General features: G+C 67.7%; 8 protein-coding genes. 3 read left to right on the top strand and 5 right to left on the bottom strand.

All coding sequences use genetic code 11. The features are described from left to right. Positions 1–367 precede the first annotated feature (367 nt). The 3 genes from BX283_RS39660 to BX283_RS39650 all read right to left on the bottom strand — a co-directional run bounded on the left by BX283_RS39660 (position 368) and on the right by BX283_RS39650 (position 12,289). A complete protein-coding gene (locus BX283_RS39660) occupies positions 368–748 on the bottom strand; it encodes a hypothetical protein (protein WP_101393035.1) in 381 nt (126 codons plus the stop codon). Between the two features lie 26 nt (positions 749–774). Next, a complete protein-coding gene (locus BX283_RS42295) occupies positions 775–7,785 on the bottom strand; it encodes an RHS repeat-associated core domain-containing protein (protein ID WP_101393034.1) in 7,011 nt (2,336 codons plus the stop codon). A gap of 154 nt (positions 7,786–7,939) precedes the next feature. Then, a complete protein-coding gene (locus BX283_RS39650) occupies positions 7,940–12,289 on the bottom strand; it encodes a LamG domain-containing protein (protein WP_143676654.1) in 4,350 nt (1,449 codons plus the stop codon). Between the two features lie 936 nt (positions 12,290–13,225). On the opposite strand from BX283_RS39650, the gene BX283_RS39645 reads away from it, so the two are divergent. Together BX283_RS39645 and BX283_RS39640 are read left to right on the top strand one after the other, a co-directional pair. Then, positions 13,226–14,293 (top strand): glycosyltransferase family 39 protein, encoded by a 1,068-nt coding sequence (locus tag BX283_RS39645; RefSeq protein WP_257584533.1) that lies wholly within the window; start codon positions 13,226–13,228, stop codon positions 14,291–14,293. A 270-nt stretch (positions 14,294–14,563) separates the two neighbouring features. Next, positions 14,564–17,674: a VCBS repeat-containing protein gene (locus tag BX283_RS39640; RefSeq protein WP_101393031.1), complete on the top strand. Its 3,111-nt coding sequence runs from the start codon at positions 14,564–14,566 to the stop codon at positions 17,672–17,674. A gap of 142 nt (positions 17,675–17,816) precedes the next feature. On the opposite strand, the gene BX283_RS40985 is transcribed toward BX283_RS39640, so the two are convergent. Then, positions 17,817–17,963 carry a hypothetical protein gene (locus BX283_RS40985; protein ID WP_180357527.1) on the bottom strand — a complete coding sequence of 49 codons (147 nt, stop codon included), beginning with the start codon at positions 17,961–17,963 and terminating at the stop codon, positions 17,817–17,819. A 363-nt stretch (positions 17,964–18,326) separates the two neighbouring features. Here BX283_RS40985 and BX283_RS39635 point away from each other — a divergent pair, with 363 nt between their 5' ends. Beyond that, positions 18,327–18,737 carry an ankyrin repeat domain-containing protein gene (locus tag BX283_RS39635; protein ID WP_218976601.1) on the top strand — a complete coding sequence of 137 codons (411 nt, stop codon included), beginning with the start codon at positions 18,327–18,329 and terminating at the stop codon, positions 18,735–18,737. 162 nt (positions 18,738–18,899) lie between these two features. Here the strand turns inward: BX283_RS39635 and BX283_RS39630 are convergent, their stop codons facing one another. Further along, on the bottom strand, positions 18,900–19,397 hold the full coding sequence (locus tag BX283_RS39630; protein WP_101393029.1) for a hypothetical protein: 498 nt from the start codon (positions 19,395–19,397) through the stop codon (positions 18,900–18,902). Positions 19,398–20,182 lie beyond the last annotated feature (785 nt).

Genomic DNA, 20,182 nt, shown 5'->3' with positions numbered 1-20,182 from the left:
CGTCCGCTACGAACGAAAGGGCAGCCGCTTCCTCACCTTCCTCGGCCTCGCCGCCGCCCTCACCTGCTACAAGAAACTGGCGAAACTTACCACGTGAGACACCGCCTAATACTCCAGTGAGAATTCGTGTTCTGCCTAAACCACCGCTCAGCCCGCCGACTGCGACCACACGCCACCGATGCTGCCGTCAACTACTTCCGTCAAACGCCACAGTGGCCCTAACGGAAACAAATCCGTTAGAGCCACTGTGGCGTTCCTGCACTATAGCTCTGGCAAACCGTTTGCTAATCCATGAGACATGGACCGGCCCTCAAAGGTGGCGAACAGTTATTCGGATCGACCGCCTTTGTGGGGTGAGCATTCCCCGTCATTCGATGAGGCGGAACCATCCTGGCTCTACCTCATCGAGGACTCCCTTTTGCATCAGGTCACGGCATTCCCGCATAAGGTCGCTCCTAGGCGGAACGGGGCTCATGCCGATGCTTCGCGCAAATACCTCCAGGCGCCAGCCGTCGAACGCCTCCGAGCCATCCAGGAGTAGGTCCATCTCGATCTCAGCTCCATCGGGTCCGACCATCCGACACCCGCGCCCATGGACCGAGTACGAGAATCCAGCATCCGACTTCCCCCTTCGTTCCAGCTCCCCCGCACGGACAGCCTCCAACACGTGCTCCAACGTGTCGAACTGGAGATAGTTGCCCGCCAGCGCCGTTCTGATGAGATTGCGATATCGCAGGAAGGAACGCACACAGACAGCAGCTTCATTCAACTGACTCACCGGCGCCTCCGCCCTCTCCGCTCCTCGGGAAAGTCCCCGCCTACCTCGATAGACGCCCAGACCACCTCATCGGCGGATTTGTATTTGTAGGCCTTGACCTCATCAAGTGTAAGAGATCGGTACTGAACGTCAATCCCCGCCTTCTTAGCCGCCGCAAGTCGATGGTGACCGTTGATTACATAGCGCCGACCCAGATGCTCATAGACCTCGATGGGCTCACCGACCCAGCCATCCCTGGTCATGCTTTCGGCAATTTGATCGACCTGTTCGCGATCTCTGGCTCCTCCGAGTTGCTCCGTTCGCTCCAATTCATGGGGACTGACAGAGCAATTGTGGACGAGGACTGGAGTGGCCCCTGACAGCACATAGTACGCGTGGATGTCCCCAACGGTGAGGTCGTTCGTGCGCTGCTTCTGCGTGAAGTGCTTGACTGCGAAGATCTGAATGTACGCACCTGAGCTGGTACGCAGCAGTTGGCCCGGTTTCAGGTCGCTGGCCTGCACCCAGCGTTTGAGGTCAGGGACCCAGAACGGGTGGGTGTCCGTGGCCACGATGCGGGAAGAGGTTTCCCCGGAGTGCAGGGTAAGCTCTGTGAAGTTCTTGTCGCCTTCTGTCGAAATCTTGGCGACAACTGGCTTGTCAACCGTCTTCCCGGAGCTCGTGTCAGTCGTGGCGACGATGTCACCGACAGCGATATCCTCGATGGCCTTATGGGTGCCGTCAGCCATCAGCACTTCGGTGTCCGTCGGGAAGCTGTGCGGGCGGCACGGTGACGTTTTCTTGGAGCCCCACCCCCGTGCACCGGCGCTTCCGAGCTCGCCGGTTCCGCCGATGCCTATTCCTCCCACGCGAGCATCAGACCCGGTGTACAGGCCCGCCTTCAGGTTGGCTTCGTGGAATTGCCTCACATAGAACGCGATGTCGTCACAGTTGCCTTTCTCTGCCGTGCAGGCGGAGAGCATTGCGCTGACCTGGGTGATCCAACGTTCCTCTGCGTCGTTGGGGTCGTACCACTTGATTTCGCGCTCATAGGCCTTGATGTAGCGGCGCCGGAAGTCCCAGTCGTTCTTAGGGAGCTTGATGTCTGCGCCATTCGGATCCGTGAAGACCACATCGTTTACCGACGGCTTGTCCTCGGACTGGGGCTCAGCGGCGGACGGACGCGGGTGCTTCTTGGTGATGACCCGACCGCCGTAGCAGTCGGCACCTTCATCGCAGTCCCCGTCCCTCAATCCGCTGGGATCGGAGCCGGTGACCGGGTTGTTGTGGGCATACACGTACCCGTTGTGGCTCTGCGGGTCGTTCGTCTCCAGAAGCGGGTCGACGCTGATGAACCGGCCGGTGGCGGGGTCGTATTCGCGGGCGCCGAGGTGGGTCAGGCCGGTCTGGGTGTCGTTGATGCCGCCGACGAAGCCCTTGGTGCCGGCCCAGGCGGCGGGCGGGGTGCCGCGCTCCTGGCCGAAGGGAGTCATCCGGCGTTGGGTGGCTGTGCCGTCGGTGGCGTTGATGCTGGTGTCGGCGGTGCCGTGGTGGTCGGTGACCTGGAAGGTGACCTTGTTGTCGTCGGTGCGGACAGCAGTGGCCGCGCCGAGCGGGTAGTAGCGGGTGGCGGTGGGCTTGGCCGCGCCCTTGGTGAGCTTCAGCTCGGTGGCGCCGAGGTACAGCGTGGTGTTCTCGTCGGCAAGGTTGGCGGTGTCCAGGGTGTGCCCGAGGAGGCGGTTGCCGCTGGGGTCGTAGACGTAGTCAGTGGCCTTCTTCGTCGTCACCGTCGAGTTGGCGGTCTTGGTCTGGACGGTGTCGGCGACGGCGTGCAGATGCCCTTCGCTGTCCCAGCTCAGCGTCTGGTCGCTGGTGGGGGCGGCACTGGGGTTGAGGGTGCGGCGGGTGGTGTTGCCGACCTGGTCGTAGTCGTAAGTGTCGGTGACCGGCCCCGTGGTGCCGGTGGTGGTGCTGGTGGACAGCAGGGAGTGCGGGTGGGCCGCGCCCGCCGTCGGGTAAGTGTAGGTGCGGGTCTGGTCCTTGGAGGTGTCACCCGTGGTGTTGTGCTGGGTTTCGGTCTTGCGGGTGCCGTCGGTGTTGTAGGTGTAGCTGGACCAGTAGGGGGCTGGACCGCCGAGCTTGCTGCCGTCCGGAGTGGCCGGGCAGGTGGGGTCGGTGGGGGTGAACGCTTCCGTGAGGCGGGTGAGGTAGTCGTACTGGAAGCACTGGCGGTCGGTGCCGGTGCGGGAGACGTCACTCAGTTCGGTGACATTGCCGGCCTCGTCGTACTTGTAGGCGTTGGCGCGGGCCGGTACGGCGGTGTTGTCGGTGTCGGTGCGGCTGACGGAGAGGCGCTGGGTGCCCTGCTCGTAGCCGTTGGTGATCGTGGTGTTGACGCCGCCAGCGTTGAGGGTGGAGCGGTAGGGCTTGCCGGTCAGGGTGTAGGTCTGGCCGGTGAGGTAGGTGGACAGGTTGCTGCCGGCGGCGGTGGTCTGGTGGAGCTTGTTGTAGGTGAAGGCGACCACCTCAGCGGGCAGGCTGCCTGCGGCCGGGTACGACGTCGCCTGGACGGTGCCGTCCGGGTTGTAGGAGCTGCCGGTCGCGTAGTCGCCGGCCAGGGCTTCCTGGCCGGGGACGGAGGGGACGGTGAGGGTGGTCTTGGTCGGCCGGTACAGCGCGTCGTAGGTGTTGATCGTGGTCGTGTACGGGTAGACCGTGCCGCCGATGTTCACATGGCGGGTGGAGCTGGCTACCTGTCCCTTGACCTTGTCCCAGCTCTGCGAGGTCAGCAGCGGGCCGGTGGCCGTGCCATCGTGGGTTTCCAGGAGCCGGGAGAGGTTGTCGTAGACGCTGGTGATGGTCTTGCCGCGGCCATCCGTGGTCGTGGTGAGTTCACCGCGGTCGTTGTAGGCCTTGGCGGTGGTGCCGCTGTCCGGGTCGACCGCCTTGGTCTGCCGGCCCAGCTGGTCGTAGGTCCAGGACCACTGGGCGCCCTGCGGGCCGGTCATCCCGGTCATATGCCCGGCCGGGTCGTATCGGTAGGTGGTGCTGTCGTACGGTCCGGTGGGACCTGCCGGGTTGGTGGCCTGGTACTCCCTCAGCTCCGTCGTCCGCCCCGAGGCGTCGCTGACGGTGGTGGTGGGAGTTGCACCCTTGGGCGGGGTGACGGTGACGCGGTCGCCGCCGTAGACCGTGGTGGTCGTGGCGAGCGGGGTTCCTGTGCCGTTGCCCGAGAGCAGGGTGGACTTGGTGGGCCGTCCCAGGCCGTCGTACTCGGTGGCGGTCTGGGTCTCGATGCCGTCGGCGTCCACCACCGTGAACAGCGTCCCGCTGGGCGCCGCGGTGTTGTGGTACGGGGAGTAGGCGAGGCGGACCTGGCCGCGCTCATCGTAGAACGTGTCGGTCAGCAGGCGCCCGCCGTCCGGGCCCGGGGCCTGGGTCTGGCGGACGCGGCCGAGGCCGTCGTACAGGGTGTAGCTGGTATCGGCGGAACCGTCGTTGTTCAGCGTGAGCGTCGCGACCGACTGGATCGTGTTCTCAGCGTTGGTGTAGCGGAACTGCAGGTTCGGTGACTGGTTGTTCTGCTTGGAGCGGTTGGGCTTCCACACCTTGAGCGGGCGTCCGAGCGCGTCGTATTCGATGTCGGTGCGCAGGTTGTTCGCGTCGGTGGAGATGTACGGCAGGCCGCGCAGCGGCTCCAGGTAGGACGTGCTGGTCTGGGCCGTGGCCGCGTTACCGACCGTGGCGGGCGGGGTGGTGACCGCTGCCTTGGTAGGTCGTCCGGTGGCCGGAGTGTAGACCGTCGTGGTGGAGCGCGGGCTGACCGCCGGGGTGGTGACGGGTGCCTTGGCGGTGTCGTTGAGGTCGAAGACGCTGGAGGAGGCCAGTGCCGTGGTGGTCAGCGGCCGCCCGTAGGCGTCGTAGCTGCTGGTGTCGTCGAGGTAGGTGGCACTGTTGCCACTGCGGGACTTGAGGGTCTCGGTCATGGTGACCAGGCCCTTGACCGGGGCGGCCCCGTACGCCTGGCCGTCGTAGCGGGTGCGGGTGTCGGACAGGATGACGGAGGTGCCGTCGGCGCGGGTGTCGCGGTCAGGGTTCGCGGCACAGTCGGCCGCGATGGTCTCGGTGTGGATCGCGGCGGCCCGAATCCATTCGTCGTCCGCGTAGGTGGTGCGGGTGCACTTCTCGTCGCCCGTTACGTCGGTGTCCCCCAGGTCCTCGACCTTGGGGGCCCGGCCAAGGTCGTCGAGGGTGGTGTTGACGCGGGTCTCGCGCCACTTCCCGGCCGCATCCAGGTAGGTGAAGTTCCGGGAGCGGCTGGTGCCGGTGAGGTTGGCGGTGGTGGTGCCCCAGTCGCGTTCCCGCTTGGCGGTCTGCTTTTTCCAGGGCGTGTTCACCGTCTTGGCCAGGATCTTCCCACCCGGCCTGTCGAAGGTCTCGCTGCGGTACTCGTAGGCGGCCCAGGCCTCGTCGTCGGTGAGGTCGTTGCCCTCTCCGTCAGGGACGGTGACGCTGCGGGTCTTGGTTTTGTCGGCGGGGTCGGTGCGGTCGCCGTTCATGCCGCGCAGGAAGTAGTGGTCGGCCTGGGTGGACATGGCCTGACTGCTGCCGGTCTGGACCCGGACCTTGCCGTAACCGCGCCACTGCGACCAGGTCTTGAGCTTCTCCTTGGTGATGCCCTCGGTGTCGTCGAACGCCCAGGCACCGCCGTCGTAGTAGGTGTAGTTCGTCTGGGTGCTGAGGGCGCCGCCGGTGCGGTCGGAGGAGATGACCGAGTCCACGACGTACTTGTTGAACCACTCCGTGGTCACCGGATCGGTGAACCCGGCCTGGTACATCTGCGGGAAGCAGCGCGAGGTGTTGGACTGCGCACTGGGCAGGCTGTCCCAGGAGCAGGCGGCCTGCGAGTAGTTCACGTCCAGCTGACCGCCCGACTCGTCGAGCACGGTCCGCAGCCGCTGCTTGTAGAAGCCCGGCCGCCCGTCGCCGCTCTTGTCCAGGCGTCCGACCTGCGCGCTGTAGGACAGTGTCGTCGCAGGCAGGGGCACAGGTGTGGCCCCGGCGAGGCCGGTGTGCTTGATGGAGTCGAGCAGGAGCTGGTAGTCGAAGTCGGCGGTGCCCCACTTGTGGTGCAGGTCCCAGGAGTCGACCGGCTTGTAGTTGCCGTCGCTCTGCAGGGTCTTGGTGGTGACGTTGCTCAGCCGGGTGCGTCCCCAGAACGTCGGCGACAGGCGCCCCATGTCGCACTTGCTGCCGCTGTTGCAGTTCTGGTCCCAGGGGGTGTCGTACCAGTACTGCCGATTGGTGTCGATCTTCGCCGGGTCACACAGCGCGGTGTCGGTTTCCAGGCAGCGTTCGGCGGTGGTGAAGTCCACCCTGGCCATCGGCTTGACGGTGTCGGAGTAGAGGTCCTTGAGCTGCTGGCCGTACTCGATGTGGTCCAGGACCGACGCGCGGACGTAGGGGGTGCCGTCGGTGTCCTTGAGGTTGCGGCCGTAGGTGTTGGCCTCCTGGTTGTACCAGTAGGTGATGTCGTTGCCGCTGGAGTCGATGACCAGGTCGAGGTTCCAGCGCCGGCCCTGCTGGCACCACGAGTCCGCGAACGCGGCCTTGTTGCACGGCTCGCCGCTGTTGTTGCCGAAGACCGGGACGGTCTCCACCGACTTGGTCTCCGGCTTGCCCGCAGTCCAGTTGGTCAGCCGGTTGTAGCCGAAGTAGTAGCGGGTGCCGTTGGCGGTGGTGGCTCGGAAGTACTCGCCGTCGTTGTCACCGTTGCCGCGGTCGCTCTGGCGCCAGTGGAAGACGCGGGTGTTGTCGTCGCCCTTGATGCGCCATTCTTCGTCGTTGATGGGGATCAGTTCGCCGGCGTGGCCGTCGAAGCTGATGGTGGCGTTGTCATAGGCCCAGCACAGGTCCCCAGGCTGCTGCCCGTCGGTCTTCACGCCGTCCTCGGCGCAGGGCTTGTAGGAACGCTCGATGTAGCCGGGTGCGATGCTGAAGCCGTCACCGGCCCAGGAAGCCTGGTTGTTGCTGTTCGAGGTCCGCCCGTCGATCGCACCGGAGCTGTAGGCCAGGCCCACCGTGGGGGCCAGCCCCATGGGCACGGACGGCACGGGCATGTTGTACGACCAGGAGAACGAGCCACTGTTCAGCGCGGTGCTCCACGTCGACGCCGCCGACAGCGGGGACGCCTTGTAGTCACCCGCCGGGCTCGCGGAACCGGCGGTCGCGGCCAGCACTGTCGCACCGCCTGCCAGTGCCTGGGATCCGACGGCAGGGGCTGCGGACTTCGATGCGCTCGTCGTGATGTCCGCGACGGTGACCGCGTCGGCGGTCACGGTGTGCTTCTCCGCATCGTTGCGGCCCGCCAGCGGGATGGCTGTGCGGCATTCCGGCTTGCTGGGGGTGGTCAGCACGCACGCGGGCAGCTGCACCAGGCGCAGCCGCTCGCCGTATCCGGCTCCCGCCGCATCCGCGAACGCGTCGTAGTCGACACTGACCTTCACCTTGGCCGCGCTGCCATTGGAGGCGACCGTCAGCAGAACACCGTTCACACCGGCCTTCTGAGCGGTCTTGCGGTCCAGCACTCTGACGGTGGCGGCCGTGTCCCGTACGGCATACGGCGGTGCTGCCTGCTGGTGCGGAGCGAGCGGGCCGCGCGGCGCCGCGGCCAGCGACACCGGCAGGGAACCGGCCCGGACCTCACGGCCTGAACCGCCGGACGTCTTCGCGCTGAGGGCGGAGCCACCGGAGGCCGGAACGGCGACGCTGGCGGTGCCCTCCTTGGGCCAGGCCGCCTTCGGGGCCCGCGGTGTGGAGACCGTCTTGTCCGCCGGGCGCGGCTTGACCGCGGCATTGGTGCCCTTGACCGACTTCTCCTTCCACGACGCTGCGGGAAGGTTCGTCTCGGCCACGGCCTGTGGGCCGGGCAGGGCTTGCAGCAGTCCCGCCACCAGGGCGGCGGACAGGACGGCGGCAACTCGCGCCGTGGTGCGGGTGCCCGCTCTGCGGGCTGGTCTGAAGCGCATCGTAAGAGATTCCCCTGCCGCGCCGGATCGGGGTCCGGGCGGCTGATCGTGCCGGCCGGAGGCCAGGCAGGTGTGAAGAGGAGGCGAAGTCAGCAGGGGCCCGGGGCCGGGCCGCTCACCATGTGGGCGGCCCGCCCCCCCGCGCCGTGGTGGCCTAGGTGGCAGGGCCGGTCCTGCTGTCGAGCTCGTCGCCCTGTGCCAGCTGCGTGATCCCGGCGGGGCTCAGCACGCCCTGGTAGGCCCAGACGTCGTCGATCTGTCCGGAGAACCAGTCCGCGTTGGTGACGGTGGCCGGGTTGCGGCCGAACCTGAGTTCCTGGGTGGCTTTCAGGGGCTGATCCGCAGTGGTGAAGGAGACGTGCGGGGTACAGCTGGCATCGGCGTCGGGACAGATCTCGTTTTCCCGCTGCCCGTTCACATACAGCGCCAGCTCGTTGGAGAAGGCGTCGTACGTCACCGCGAGGTGGTTCCAGTAACTGCCGACGCTCTGTGAACCATCGAAGGTGTGCACTACGACGGCATGCTTGGCCGCGCCATCTACGGTCTCCACCTGCCACTCCCCGATATTGCCGGGGCTGACCGGGTCGTCACTGGTGCGCAGGAACTTCCAGCGCACCGTGACAGCGGGTCCCTTGTCGCCGCCCAGGGAGAGCACGGTCATGTCCCGGTTGGGCGGCGCGGCCGACTGAGCCCAACCGGCCAGGGTGAAGCTCTGTCCCGTGTCCAACGGCGTGGCACTGGTTTGTGCGAAGCCGGTGCTCCCGTTCAGCGTCAGCGTGCCGGTACCGACCCGGGCCTGGTCCGTCGTGGACACGCTCGCCCCGCCGTACAGGGACGCGGGGAACAGCGGGCCATCCGCGGCCGACACGGGCGGAGTGGTGGCGGTGCCGGTGTTGAACTTCCACCGGGCCGCCAGCTGGGGACGCTGCTGGACCATCGTCCTGGCCTCGTCGCCAGTGACGATCCGGTCGAAGATGCGCACGTCGTCGACGTCACCGCCGAGGAACTCCGCAGGCGTTCCCTCCCGGCTCAGCCCGGCGATCATGAGCGGCTTCGTGGTTGCCCACGGCGTGGACTGGATGTAGTCGCTCTCGTCGACCAAGTAGCCGTTGATATAGAGGCGGATCTTGTGAGTGACCGCGTCCGAGACCCCCACCAGGTGCGTCCACTCATTGTTCGTGGCGCCGAAGCACGGCACCCCGTTCACCGGCGCGGTGCAGGCAGGCTGTACCGCGCGCACGAGGGTGTCGGCGGTGGAGTCCTCCGCGGACCGGCCGAAGATCCACTTCTTATAAGAGGGCGAGTAGTAGAGGGAGAACTCGGGCTGGTGGGCACCGGGCTGGCTGACCGCCACCTTGGCGGTGGAGTCCCCTGCAGCCAGCGCCGGACGGCGCACCCAGGCGGAGACGGAGAAGCTGCGGGTCCCGTCCACCTGCGGACGGGATGTGGTGGCGTAACCATCCGCTCCGAAGCGGACCGCCTTGTCCTCGATCCCGTCGCTGATGCCCATCTGCACGGCGCCGGTCGTGGTCAGGTCGCCGATCTCGGAAGCGCCATCAGCGGTCGTACCGCTCTCGTCGAGCGACCACACCGCCTTCGCACCCATGCCGGTGATGACCTGGCGGCCGGCCGCCAGGTCCGTCATCTCCGCCAGGCCCAGTGCCCGGTCGTAGACCCGGACGTCATCCAGCGAACCCTTCCACGGGTCGGTATAGGTGTCACGCCAGCGCAGCCGGCCGAAGTCCATCGCTCCGCGCGCCGACCACAGGCTGACCCCCTGCGCAGGGGTGGACGGCTTCCCGTTCACGTACACCGTCAGGGTCTTGGCCACCGCGTTGTACACCCCGGCGAGGTGCGTCCACTGGTTGGCCACGGGGGCTACGTCGGAAGAGGCCGTGTACCAGCCGTAGTCGGTGGCATTGTCCGCCGTCGGTGCCTTGACGGTCCACTTCCCGCTGCTCAGGCCCAGGGTCACGGCGGCTTGGTGCACACTGCTCTGGCTGACGGCGGACTGGAACTGAACGGACGGATCAGCGGTGTTCACCCAGGCGGAGACGGTGAAGCTCTGGTCCGTCTCCAGCACCGCGCTCTGCGTGGAGAGGTAGTTCTTCGGCGTGCCGTCCGGCGCCGTCTCGCCGGTCAGAGCCGCCGCCGTGCCGGTGTGTCCGGCTGCGCCCAGGGTGCCGCCGGTGAGCGTGGCGGGGAAGTTCGCGGCCGGCCCCGAGGCCAGGCGCATGCTGCCCGGCGTGTCGTTCATCGCCCACCCGGCCCGCGGGGCCTGGCCGCGTCGCACGTTGAAGTAGTACGTGGTGGTCTCCCCGGCGTTGCCCGCCGCGTCCTTGGCGCGGGCCGTCAAGATGTGCGGGCCCTCGCTCGGCATCAGCACCCGCACCGACCGCGCCGCTCCCCCACTGGAGGCCACCTCCTGGGCAGCCGTCGGCTGCTGGTCCAGACCCCACTGGAAGGCCACCGCATCACGGGAGGCAGTGGTGAAGGTGAACGTGCCGTAGCGGCCCACTCCGTCGGTCCACGCCAGCGCCGCCTGCCCGTCGTGCGACCCGGGGAAGTCGAGCGAGGTGGTCACCGGCCCGGCGGGTTTGCTGGTGTCGACGGTGAAGTAGCAGCCTGTGGGAGCACCGTCCCAGCTCCACGGCCCCCACTCCGCGCCGTCCCAGGCCCGCACCGCCCAGCCCACCGGTTTGTTCAGCGGGGTCCCGGAGGGCAGTTGGAGGGAGAATGTCGAGCCGGATGCCCTGAACGTGTTGGATGCGGGTGGGGTGTTCGCGCCCCCGGTCGAGTACCAGGAACCGGTGTCCCAGACAAGCGCGAACTGCACACCGATGCTGTCCTGGTCCGGGTCCGACACGCGCGCGTACACCTGCGGAACCTTGGTGATCGGCGTGGTGGTCGAGGAGCAGACGCCGCCGGGCTGGGACGAGAGGTCCTTCATCGCGGGCTGGCGCGGCGGCAGGTTGTAGAACACCTGCAGGTATCCGTCGTCGGTGAACCGCTTCCACTGCCCGTACGCCGAAGCGCTCTCGCTGCCGGCCTTCAACCCCAGTGTCAGGTCAACGGTGTTGCGGTCGGCAACTGCCTGGACCGCGTCACGAAGGCCCGCGGGCTCGAACTCAACGAAACCGGCCCCGCAGCCGTCAAAACCTCGCGCGTCGTTCCGTGTCGCCAGGTACTTGTTCCAGAACGACGAGGATCCCATCGAGCTGGAGTTGCTCCACGTGGTGCTGGAGCCGATGCGCCCGGTGAGGAACAGGTCGACCGGCTGAGGAGTGCAGCTCCAGGAGTGCGAGTTCCACGCACGGAACTTGGCATCCTGGATGTGCTTGCCCACGAACGGCGCGTTCTTCACCGGGATCGCGTACAACACTCGCTTCACATCAGCCGGCACACACCGGCCTTCATCCCCGCAGTACCCCATGCCGAAGTCCCCGGAGAACTTCCAGAACGATGTGTCCGACCAGTACCGGGAGATCCCCGCCCAGCCCACCGCCCGCGGTGCGTTGACGTCCGGGTCGATCATCACCGGAAAGACCGTGCTGGGCGCATCCAGCAGCTTCTGGTCCGGGGTCAGGATGAGTGACGTCTGGTCGGCGGGCACTGCCACGTCGACGGCTGCTGTATGGGCCGATGGGTCCGCTGGTGCCTCGACCGTGGCCAGGGCGTTCTTGGGCGCAGCAAGTGCCTTCAGCTGCGCAGTCGGGGTCGCGGGCATCCCGGAGCCGTCGGTCAGACCGGGCGAGGAGTCGAACATCATCGGCTTCGGCGCCTGGAACACCGTGCCCCCGGCCGCCTTGTCGACCATCGACAGCGAGCCGTCCGTCTCCTTGCGCACCGTCAGATCCGCACTGGACATTCCCAGCTTCAGCTGGTCCAGCTCGGGATTCTTCGCCGCCTCAGGGGTCTTGACCACGATGAGCTGGGTGAACCCGGAGTCGGTGGCGGTCATCCGCAGGTCCACGTCCGGCAGGATCGAGCGGTACTCGGCCGTGCTCCCACTGATCACGGGCGTCGGCAGCGGCTTGGGCCAGGTGAGCTTCAGCTCCTTGCCGGCACTCGACATCCGCACCAGCGGCTGGGTGCCGCCGCCGGAGAACTCCATGTCCGTCAGCGTCGCCGACGGCACCACCGCGCCACCGCTCGTGGTGCGCAGGGAGGTGTCGATGGCCCGCCAGGAACCGTCCTTGCGGGTCCGCACCGGCTTCGTGTGAATCGTCGCGGCAAGCCGGCCATCCGGCTTGGCCACCACGTCGCTGGTCTCACTCTGCAGCGACGCAACGTTCACATCCTTGCCGCTGCGCCTGGCCTCTGCCACCGCCAGTGACTCGGGCGTCTCCTGCTGACCCGCATCACTGCGGCTCGACACCGAAGGATCACCCGAATCGGCCAGTACCGCCGAATCCGCCACGGCGGTCAGCGGCTGCGCGGCAGCGAGGACGAGCCCCGACACCACCGCCCAACCCGCCCACCGTGCACGCCGGATCTGTCTCACGGCACGACGGCCGTCCCCACCCCACACTGACGCTCCCCCCACAGGAACCACAAAGAAAACAAACAAGTGAACGAATCAAAGGGAACCCGGACCCCGACGGTCAACTGTGATAAAGGACACAGTCGGGCTTGTTTGCCTCCACCCCGGCGCGCGTCCACCGAACGGTTTTCGCCAGCGCAGGCCCTCGAAATGCGGGGAAATGCCCCTGAAATCCGATGCTACGGAGTTGTCTTCCGGCTACTAGCCCCGCTGCGGCGGAACAGCATGAGAGACACCCCGCGACGCTCAGACCGGCCCTAGATCTTTACTCCATGTTTACCAGCGCACTCAGTCGCCGCGCCCCATGGCACCGCGATGAGACCACCCCTCAGCACTGACAGTCAGTCCACGCGCCCGCACCGCGCGGCACAGGCTGCCGACGACACGGTGCAGACCGCCGCAACCGGACGGGTGGGGTAATCTCGCCGCTGATGCCAGGCGCCAAAGGGCGGATGCGCCTGGTGTCGACTGCGCGTTATGAGCAGCGGCCAACGCGCCACTGCGCGAGCGGGGAGCGTTCCAAGCACGCACGAACGCACCGCTGACGTCCGCCCCGCATCCGGCTGTGTGGGATCTTGCTGTGCCCGCACGGCCTGCCGTCGCCTCGAATTCCTCAATCCCGCGGCGGACCGTGCCCCCATGCCAACGCAGAAGGCGCCCGCGGCAGACAGCGCCTTGATGGAACTTCTGGACGGAAATGTGACAGGGACCCAGATACGCCCCGACGTGCCCCGCAGTCGAGGAGGCCGACGCGCGGCCCCTGCTCTCGGGCGCATACAGACGGCACGGCGTGCGGCAACGGCTTCATGGCGGCGGGCCCAGGCAGCGTTGCTGCTGCACGTCGGACTGCGCCTCATAGGCATTGGCATGGTGGGCATATGGGGACACCGCAAGGGAGTGGGACTGCATGAAGTCCTGGCAACCCGGTGGGACTCGGTCTACTACCTGAACATCGCCGACCACGGCTACACCAGCCCGATGGTGCCCAGCTGCGGACTCGGCGGACCCACCTGCAAACTCGCCTTCTTCCCGCTGTACCCGACCCTGATACGCGCCACCTCCAACGTCACCGGGCTCCCGGCCAGCTGGGCCGCGTGGGGTATATCTCTGGTGGCCTCACTCCTCGCGGCCTGGGGGATCTTCGCCGTCGCCGAGAAGCTGTACGGCCCACGGGTCGCCCTGTTCACCCTCGCCCTGTACGCGATCGTGCCGCACGCGCTCGTGCAGTCCATGGCCTACACCGAGCCGGTCTTCACCGCCCTCGCGGCCTGGGCCCTGTACGCGGTACTCACCCGCTCCTGGCTCACCGCCGGCACCCTCGCCCTGCTCGCCGGAGCAACCCGCCCCTCCGGCCTCGCCGTCATCGCCGCCGTCACCATCGGCGCGGCCTGGCACCTCGTGTCCGCGGCGGGCAGACGTTCCTCAGAGCCCCTCCCCGCCCGGGGCCGGCGCGCCCGCAAACGCCCCACGGTGCGTTTGTACGCCGCGATGGCCCTGGCCCCTCTTGGCTGGGCGGCGTTCTTCCTCTGGGTCGGACACCGTATGCACCGCTGGGACGGCTACTTCGTCGAACAGGAACAGTGGGGCTCCACCTTCGACGGCGGCACCTTCACCGCCCAGCGCCTGCGCGACCTGTTCACCCACCCCCAACTCTCCCTCAACGACGTCGTGGTCGCCGCCACCATCGTCGCCGCGGTCATCCTGCTCGGCGTCCTGGCTCTGCGCCGTCCGCCCTTGGCTGTCTGGATCTACGCCGCCGCCCTGGTCCTCATCGCCGTCGGCGGCGCCGGCTTCTTCCACTCCAAGGCCCGCTTCCTCCTCCCCGCCTTCCCTCTCCTGTTCCCCCTCGCCACAGCCCTCGCCCGCGCACGCACCACCACCGTCTACGCCGTCCTCACCGGCACCGCTCTCGTCTCCGCCTTCTACAGCGGTTACCTCACCATGGTGTGGACCCACTCCCCTTGATGGGCGCGCGAGGTGGTCGTGGACGAGTTGGGGGCCCTTCCCGAGGAGGCCACCGGCTCAGGCTTACCTCCCCAGACCGCCCTGTGCGAGGTCTTCCCCCGGGAAGGCACGTCTTGAACGAGTTCAAATTCACGCCTGTTCGCCGGTAGGGCTGCTGTAAGGTCAAGCCACTTGCATGGGGGACCAAGCCGGGGGGCTTTCCTTTCATCACCGACCACGCCGCGCCACGTGGTGGCTTCCCCATGCCGCAACACTCTTGGGGAGCACATCTTGAGACGTCACACACTCGTACGCAGTGCCGTCGCCGCTGTCACGACGATCGGCCTGGCGGTCGGCCTCACACCGCTGGTGGCGGCACCGGCCCTCGGTGCCGACGCGGTACCCCCCGAGGTGTCGATTCCCGCCGAGCTGTACGCCCTGGACGATGCCGGCACACTGATCAGCGCCGGGGACAGCGGCGTTCTGGGCGGCACCTACCAGGGGTCGGACCGCACCTACCAAGGCGACTTCCGGTGGATCTCGTACGCGGACGGAACCGTCAAGACGGTGCCTCACGACCACTGGCGCTACGCGGCCGTGGCCACGGGTTCCGACTACGTCGCCCTGTACGGCAACGACGCGTCCGGGACATTCTTCGTCGAGCTTCGCGACATGCGCAACGGCGGGTCGAAGACTGTCTCTCTGCCGGCCTACCACCGTCTCGCCGGAGCCTTCGGTGACACGGTGATGACCACCACGTCCGCGTCTGCGCCGGAAGGAGAGGGCCGGTACCTGCTGACCGCGGAGAACGGGAAGACCGTCACACGGCGGGTCACCGGCTTCCCCGAGGGTGCGAAGCTGCTCGCGGGGCCCTCGTACCGCAACGGGCAGGGCATGCTCGGTTCCTACGAGCTGGACGGGGTGCAGCACCGTTTCTGGCTCGACTCCAGCGCCCGGGTGCGCCTGGTCGGCCTGCCCGCGACACCGGATGCCGTCTCGACGCTGCTCGCCGGGGACAAGGTGGTGCTCCTGCGGAAGGATGGCACGGTCCAGGTGTGGGGGCTGACCGCCAATACCCGCCCCGAGCGCGAGTTCCACATCGCCTATCAATCGGGTGACCACCTGCTCGGACTCCTCGGCGACCAGGCGCTGCTGGCCCGGCCGACGACGCCGGTCCAGCAGCCCGAGGACAAGAAGCGGTTCGCCTACGGCGTCTGGGCGGCCCCGGCGGACGGCAGTGAGCCCCGCAGGATCCTCGACCGTACGACGGCGGCTGCCGTGCTCGATCCGAGTGGACGCGTCCTGATCGCGCGGGCCGGTGAGGGCCTGGAGCGCTCCGTCTACGCGATCCGCGCGGGCGCGGAAGGGGCCGGACCCGAGCCGGTCAAAGTAGCGGACTTGCCGAGTGTCGCGGCCAGGACCGCCGTGACGGCGGTCGCCCAGGGACAGGTGAACACGCTGGACGCGATGCCGGTGCCCGGGGCGTCGTTGCGGCTGCGCGGCGTGCGTCTCTCGGTCGGCGCCCCCCTCACCGCAGGGACCCGGGTCGACCGCGGGGCCGAAACGGACACCCCCTTCTGTGACGATTCCTCCTGCTCACATCTGCTGACCACAGGGGACGGCCGGACGCTCACGAGACTGACGGCGACCGGCATGATGCGAGTGGTGGACGACGGGCAGGCGCTGCCCGGGCGGCAGTTCACGCCCGACACCCCCTTCAACACCCTTGTCGCCGCCTCCGGACGTTACGCGGCCTTCTACGGTTGGGTGGATCCGCCGCCCTCGCCCAAGAACCAGCTCCTGTCCATCGTCGACATCGACTCCGGCAGGACGGTGGCCACCCAGCCGTATGCGAACGAGGCGTTCGCCCTGTGGGGCAACCGCCTGTACGTGGAAGCCGCCGGGGAGCCCGGACGTGTGCGCAGCACGACGGTGGGCGCGGCGAGCTCCGCCGGCTCGCCGTTCAAGGTCGCCTCGTGCGACCTGACCGACCTTCAGGCCGTCGCCAGCCGGATCTACTGGGCCTGCAAGGCGGATAAGCAGGCCGGGGTCTACGACACCGCCACGGGGCGTACGAGTGCGGTTCCCTACGCCGAGCAGACACGGCTGGCCGACGGCTACCTGGCGTCGGCGGCCGACGGGACACTGAGCCTCACCGACCTCAGCGGCACGCGGCCCGCCTCCCGGTCCATCGGCCAAGTCCCCAGCTCGTACGCGGGCACCAGCTGGGACGTGGACCGCTTCGGCGGACCGCTCGTCTACAGCGACGCCCAGGGCGTCACCCACATCGTTCCCTCCGGCGCGGACGCGTCCGCGCTGACCGACATCGACACCGACGCCCCTGCCGTCGCGAACGTCAAATCCGGCCCCTGGGCCGCCCGCTGGTGGCTCTCCCGGCCCGCCGCCACCTGGAAGCTGACGCTCACGAGCCGGGCGACGGGCGCCACGGTCCGCACCCTCGCCGGCGGGGAGGCCCGCGGGCTGGTCAAGGCCGGCTGGGACGGGCGGACCGAGGACGGGCGCCTCGCCGTCGACGGGGCCTACGCCTGGACGCTGACCGCACTGCCCGCCGACGGCCACGGACCGGCCCTGACGCGCACCGGCACGCTCCGGCTCACCGGCGCGGCACCCGCGCCGCGCGACTACGTCGGCCGCGACGGCATCGGCGACCTGCTCGCCTTCACGCCTTCGGGCATTGCGGACTTCCGTGCCGGTACGGACCGGGGCGGAGTCGACCCGAAGGTGTCGGGATCCGGCTGGACCGGTGCGAACACCGTGACGTCCGCGGTGCCGTTCGACGACATCGACGGTGACGGCTCCAATGACGTACTGGTACGCGTGAGCAGCGGCGAGCTCCGTACCTACAGGCCGGGCGGCAAGGCCCTGACTGCCACCACCCCGTACACGCCCGTCGGCGGCGGATGGAACATCTTCGACGCGCTGACCTCGCCAGGAGACATGACCGGCGACGGCCGCGCAGATGTCCTCGCACGCGAGGCGGCCACCGGCGACCTCTATCTCTACGAGGCGAACGGCTCGGGCAACTTCAAGGCGCGAGTGAAGGTGGGCGAGGGCTGGAAGGGGTATCTGCTGGCGTCGGGCGCCGGTGATGTGAACGGCGACGGCAAGGCGGACCTGCTGGCCCGGGACGTGGCCGGCGTGCTGTGGCTCTACCCCGGCACCGGCAGCGGCCGACTGACAGCCCGTGTGAGGGTTGGCGGCGGCTGGCAGATCTACAACTCCCTCGTCGGTGCCGGTGACTTGAACGCGGACGGCAAGCCGGACCTCTTGGCGCGCGGCGCGGACGGTGTGCTGTGGTCGTATGCCGGTGACGGCAGGGGCAACTTCACCGGCCGTCAGCGGGTCGGGGGCGGCTGGCAGATGTACAAGTACCTCTTCTGACACCCGGCCCCTTGCAGGGGGCCGAACGCCAGGTCGCCCGTTTCAGCTAGTGCCGTGCAGGTGCCAGGCCTGCCGCGGCTCGGCACCTCCACGTCACAGATGCGGCTGGTGCCGACGGGAACTCCCCGTCGGCACTCTGGCACTACCGCGGGACGGGCAGCCCGGCCGCGCCGTTCGCGGGCCGCGTCAAGATCGGCACCGGTTGGGGCACGTACGACACGCTCGTCTGACCTGCCACCGGATGTACGGGCCAGGACCAGCCGTGCTCGAAGAGGTCATCGCTGTACACCTCTCACACCTCTCCGAAAGCGGCATCGATCAGCAGATCCCGGCGGTCGCCAGGCGCCGTCGCCTCCGCCCTCGGCCAGTCCACGACCAGAAGCTCCATCCCCACGCCCATTGCCCCAGCCTACGGCGGCGGCAATTGCTGCCGATCACCACGAGTGGCTACATCGTGGATGCCACCACCAGATTCGGCCGGCGACTTCCCACCAGCAGCCGACTCGCCCCAAGAGGTCGCGAAGTGCGAGGGCGGGACGGGCGTTTGGTGACCGGTAAACCGCTCCTGAAGTGGCGGCCAAGTAGGGATAACCTCCCGACCGGCGTCGTCTCGTCGGTCGAAGTTTGGTCAAGCCGGGTGAGGATGGTCGGCATGACGGATCAAGATCGGTTAGGGCGGACTGCGGTGCACTATGCGGCTGCCGATGGGGACGCGGATGGCCTGCGGGTGCTCTTGGCCGGAGGCGCCGCCGTGGAGGCAGCCGACGATGCGGGCTGGACGCCGCTGCATTTCGCGGCTCAGGCCCAGGCCCCATCGGCCATCGAGGTCCTCTTGGCCGCGGGTGCGGCGGTTGATGCCGCGGACCACCACGGCAATACGCCGCTGTGGAGGGCGGTGTTCTGTTCGCGGGGCGAGGGTGCGACGATCCGGCTGCTGCTGGAAGCCGGCGCTGACCCTGACCGACGCAACGGCCATGGCGTGAGCCCGCGGGCGCTGGCCGGGCGGATTGGCAACCACGACGTGGCTACCCATCTTCCGGCCGGGGACGCGACTTCGTCCTAGGCTCCGCTATGTCTGGCGCGGGGAAGCCGAAGGCCCACTCCACCAACGGTGGTATGCCCGCCACCGTACCGTCGAGGGTCGCCTCGGAACGCTCGCCCGAACGGCGAACCCCGACGAGTTGCGATCTCGCCGAGGCCAGCGGCCCGGGTGCCTCCCTTCGCCTCACATGGTCGGCACGACCAGACTCGAAGCCAACTCCGGGTGGCGGCGCTTCAGTTCGTCGACAAGCGCTCGGAGCGGCGAGGCGGTGCTCACGTTGGTGGCAGCAACTCGGAGCGGCAGAACGACGCTCTCCCCGGACCGCAGTTCCAGCCGTACTCCCCGCATCTCGACCTGCTTCCGTGCCCCGAACACTCGGACGTTCGCCTGCTCCTTGACCACAGCCGCCGAGGCGACGTCCTCCACACGGACGGATCCGGAGGGCGAGAGGCCGCTCTTCGCACCACCCCTCGGCGTCTTCCAAGCTATGGACTCGGCATCAACGCGGACCCAGATCTGAGCGGGCAGCGACAAGAAACGCGCGACGACGAGCAGCGCCAGGAGCCCGAGGAACACCTGAGCCAGGACAGACGACAGACTCAGGGCTACGGCGATCAGTGCACCGCCCAAGAAGAGCGATACGTTTCTTGCTTGCCGCATCGTGTACATCCGGATCTTCAACGGAACTCCATATCGAGAACGACTCCATACCGGGAAGCCCCTGCGAGTGAAAGCAGCCAGCCATCACACGAACCACCTGCGAGGGAAACCTGTAACCGGGTCCTACCTACAGCAATATGACCGTCGGCTATCTGCCTCACATCTCAGGGGATGGCTCAGCAAGAAACTATATCCCTTTCCCCGCCTGAATCCGAGGGTCACCGCATCGAGCACGCTCACAATGTCCGGGAAGTCATCGGATACCACTTTCAGCCTCTCTTCAGCGATTGGCGCAACGTAGCTCGGAGTCGCAATATCCGGAACGCATGACACCACCCCTACCCGGCCGCCGACGCAATCCCGGTGTACGGACCCTGATATTCCGCGATACACGTGACATAGTCAACGAGCTGTTTTGGGTCCAGGCCGTGGCTAACTGATGGAAGTTCGACAGGACACTTCTCAAGCACTCGGCCCGCCAACATTACCTACCCCTTCGGGGCCCCGGCCTGGCCGGACTCCACCGCAACCACTTTCAGGCCTACGCCAGCAACCGCGACCCTACTCCTGGAACAGGGCGTCGAACTCGTCGTCATCAAGGAACTCCTCGGCCACGCCCACATCGGCGTCACCGCCGGTGTCTACGCCCACGTCCGACTCCGCCTCCAGCGGCAGGCCATCAATACCCTGGAAAGGCCCTCGGCCGGGGCGACGACGGCCCCGAAGACCCACCCGGCTCAGCCGTCATCCGCTGACGTTGCCGTCACCGTTGCCGTCGAATGAAACAAACGTCCCCTCCGCATCAT

Origin of the sequence: Streptomyces sp. TLI_146 (genome assembly GCF_002846415.1) — a bacterium.
Taxonomy (GTDB): domain Bacteria; phylum Actinomycetota; class Actinomycetes; order Streptomycetales; family Streptomycetaceae; genus Streptomyces.
Note: the sequence above shows the minus strand (reverse complement) of the source record. Positions and strands in the feature narration are given on the sequence as shown.

Coding starts and splice junctions, on each gene's coding strand:
- BX283_RS42295 (WP_101393034.1), bottom strand. CDS start 7,785: ATGCGCTTCAGACCAGCCCGCAGAGCGGGCACCCGCACCACGGCGCGA.
- BX283_RS39635 (WP_218976601.1), top strand. CDS start 18,327: ATGACGGATCAAGATCGGTTAGGGCGGACTGCGGTGCACTATGCGGCT.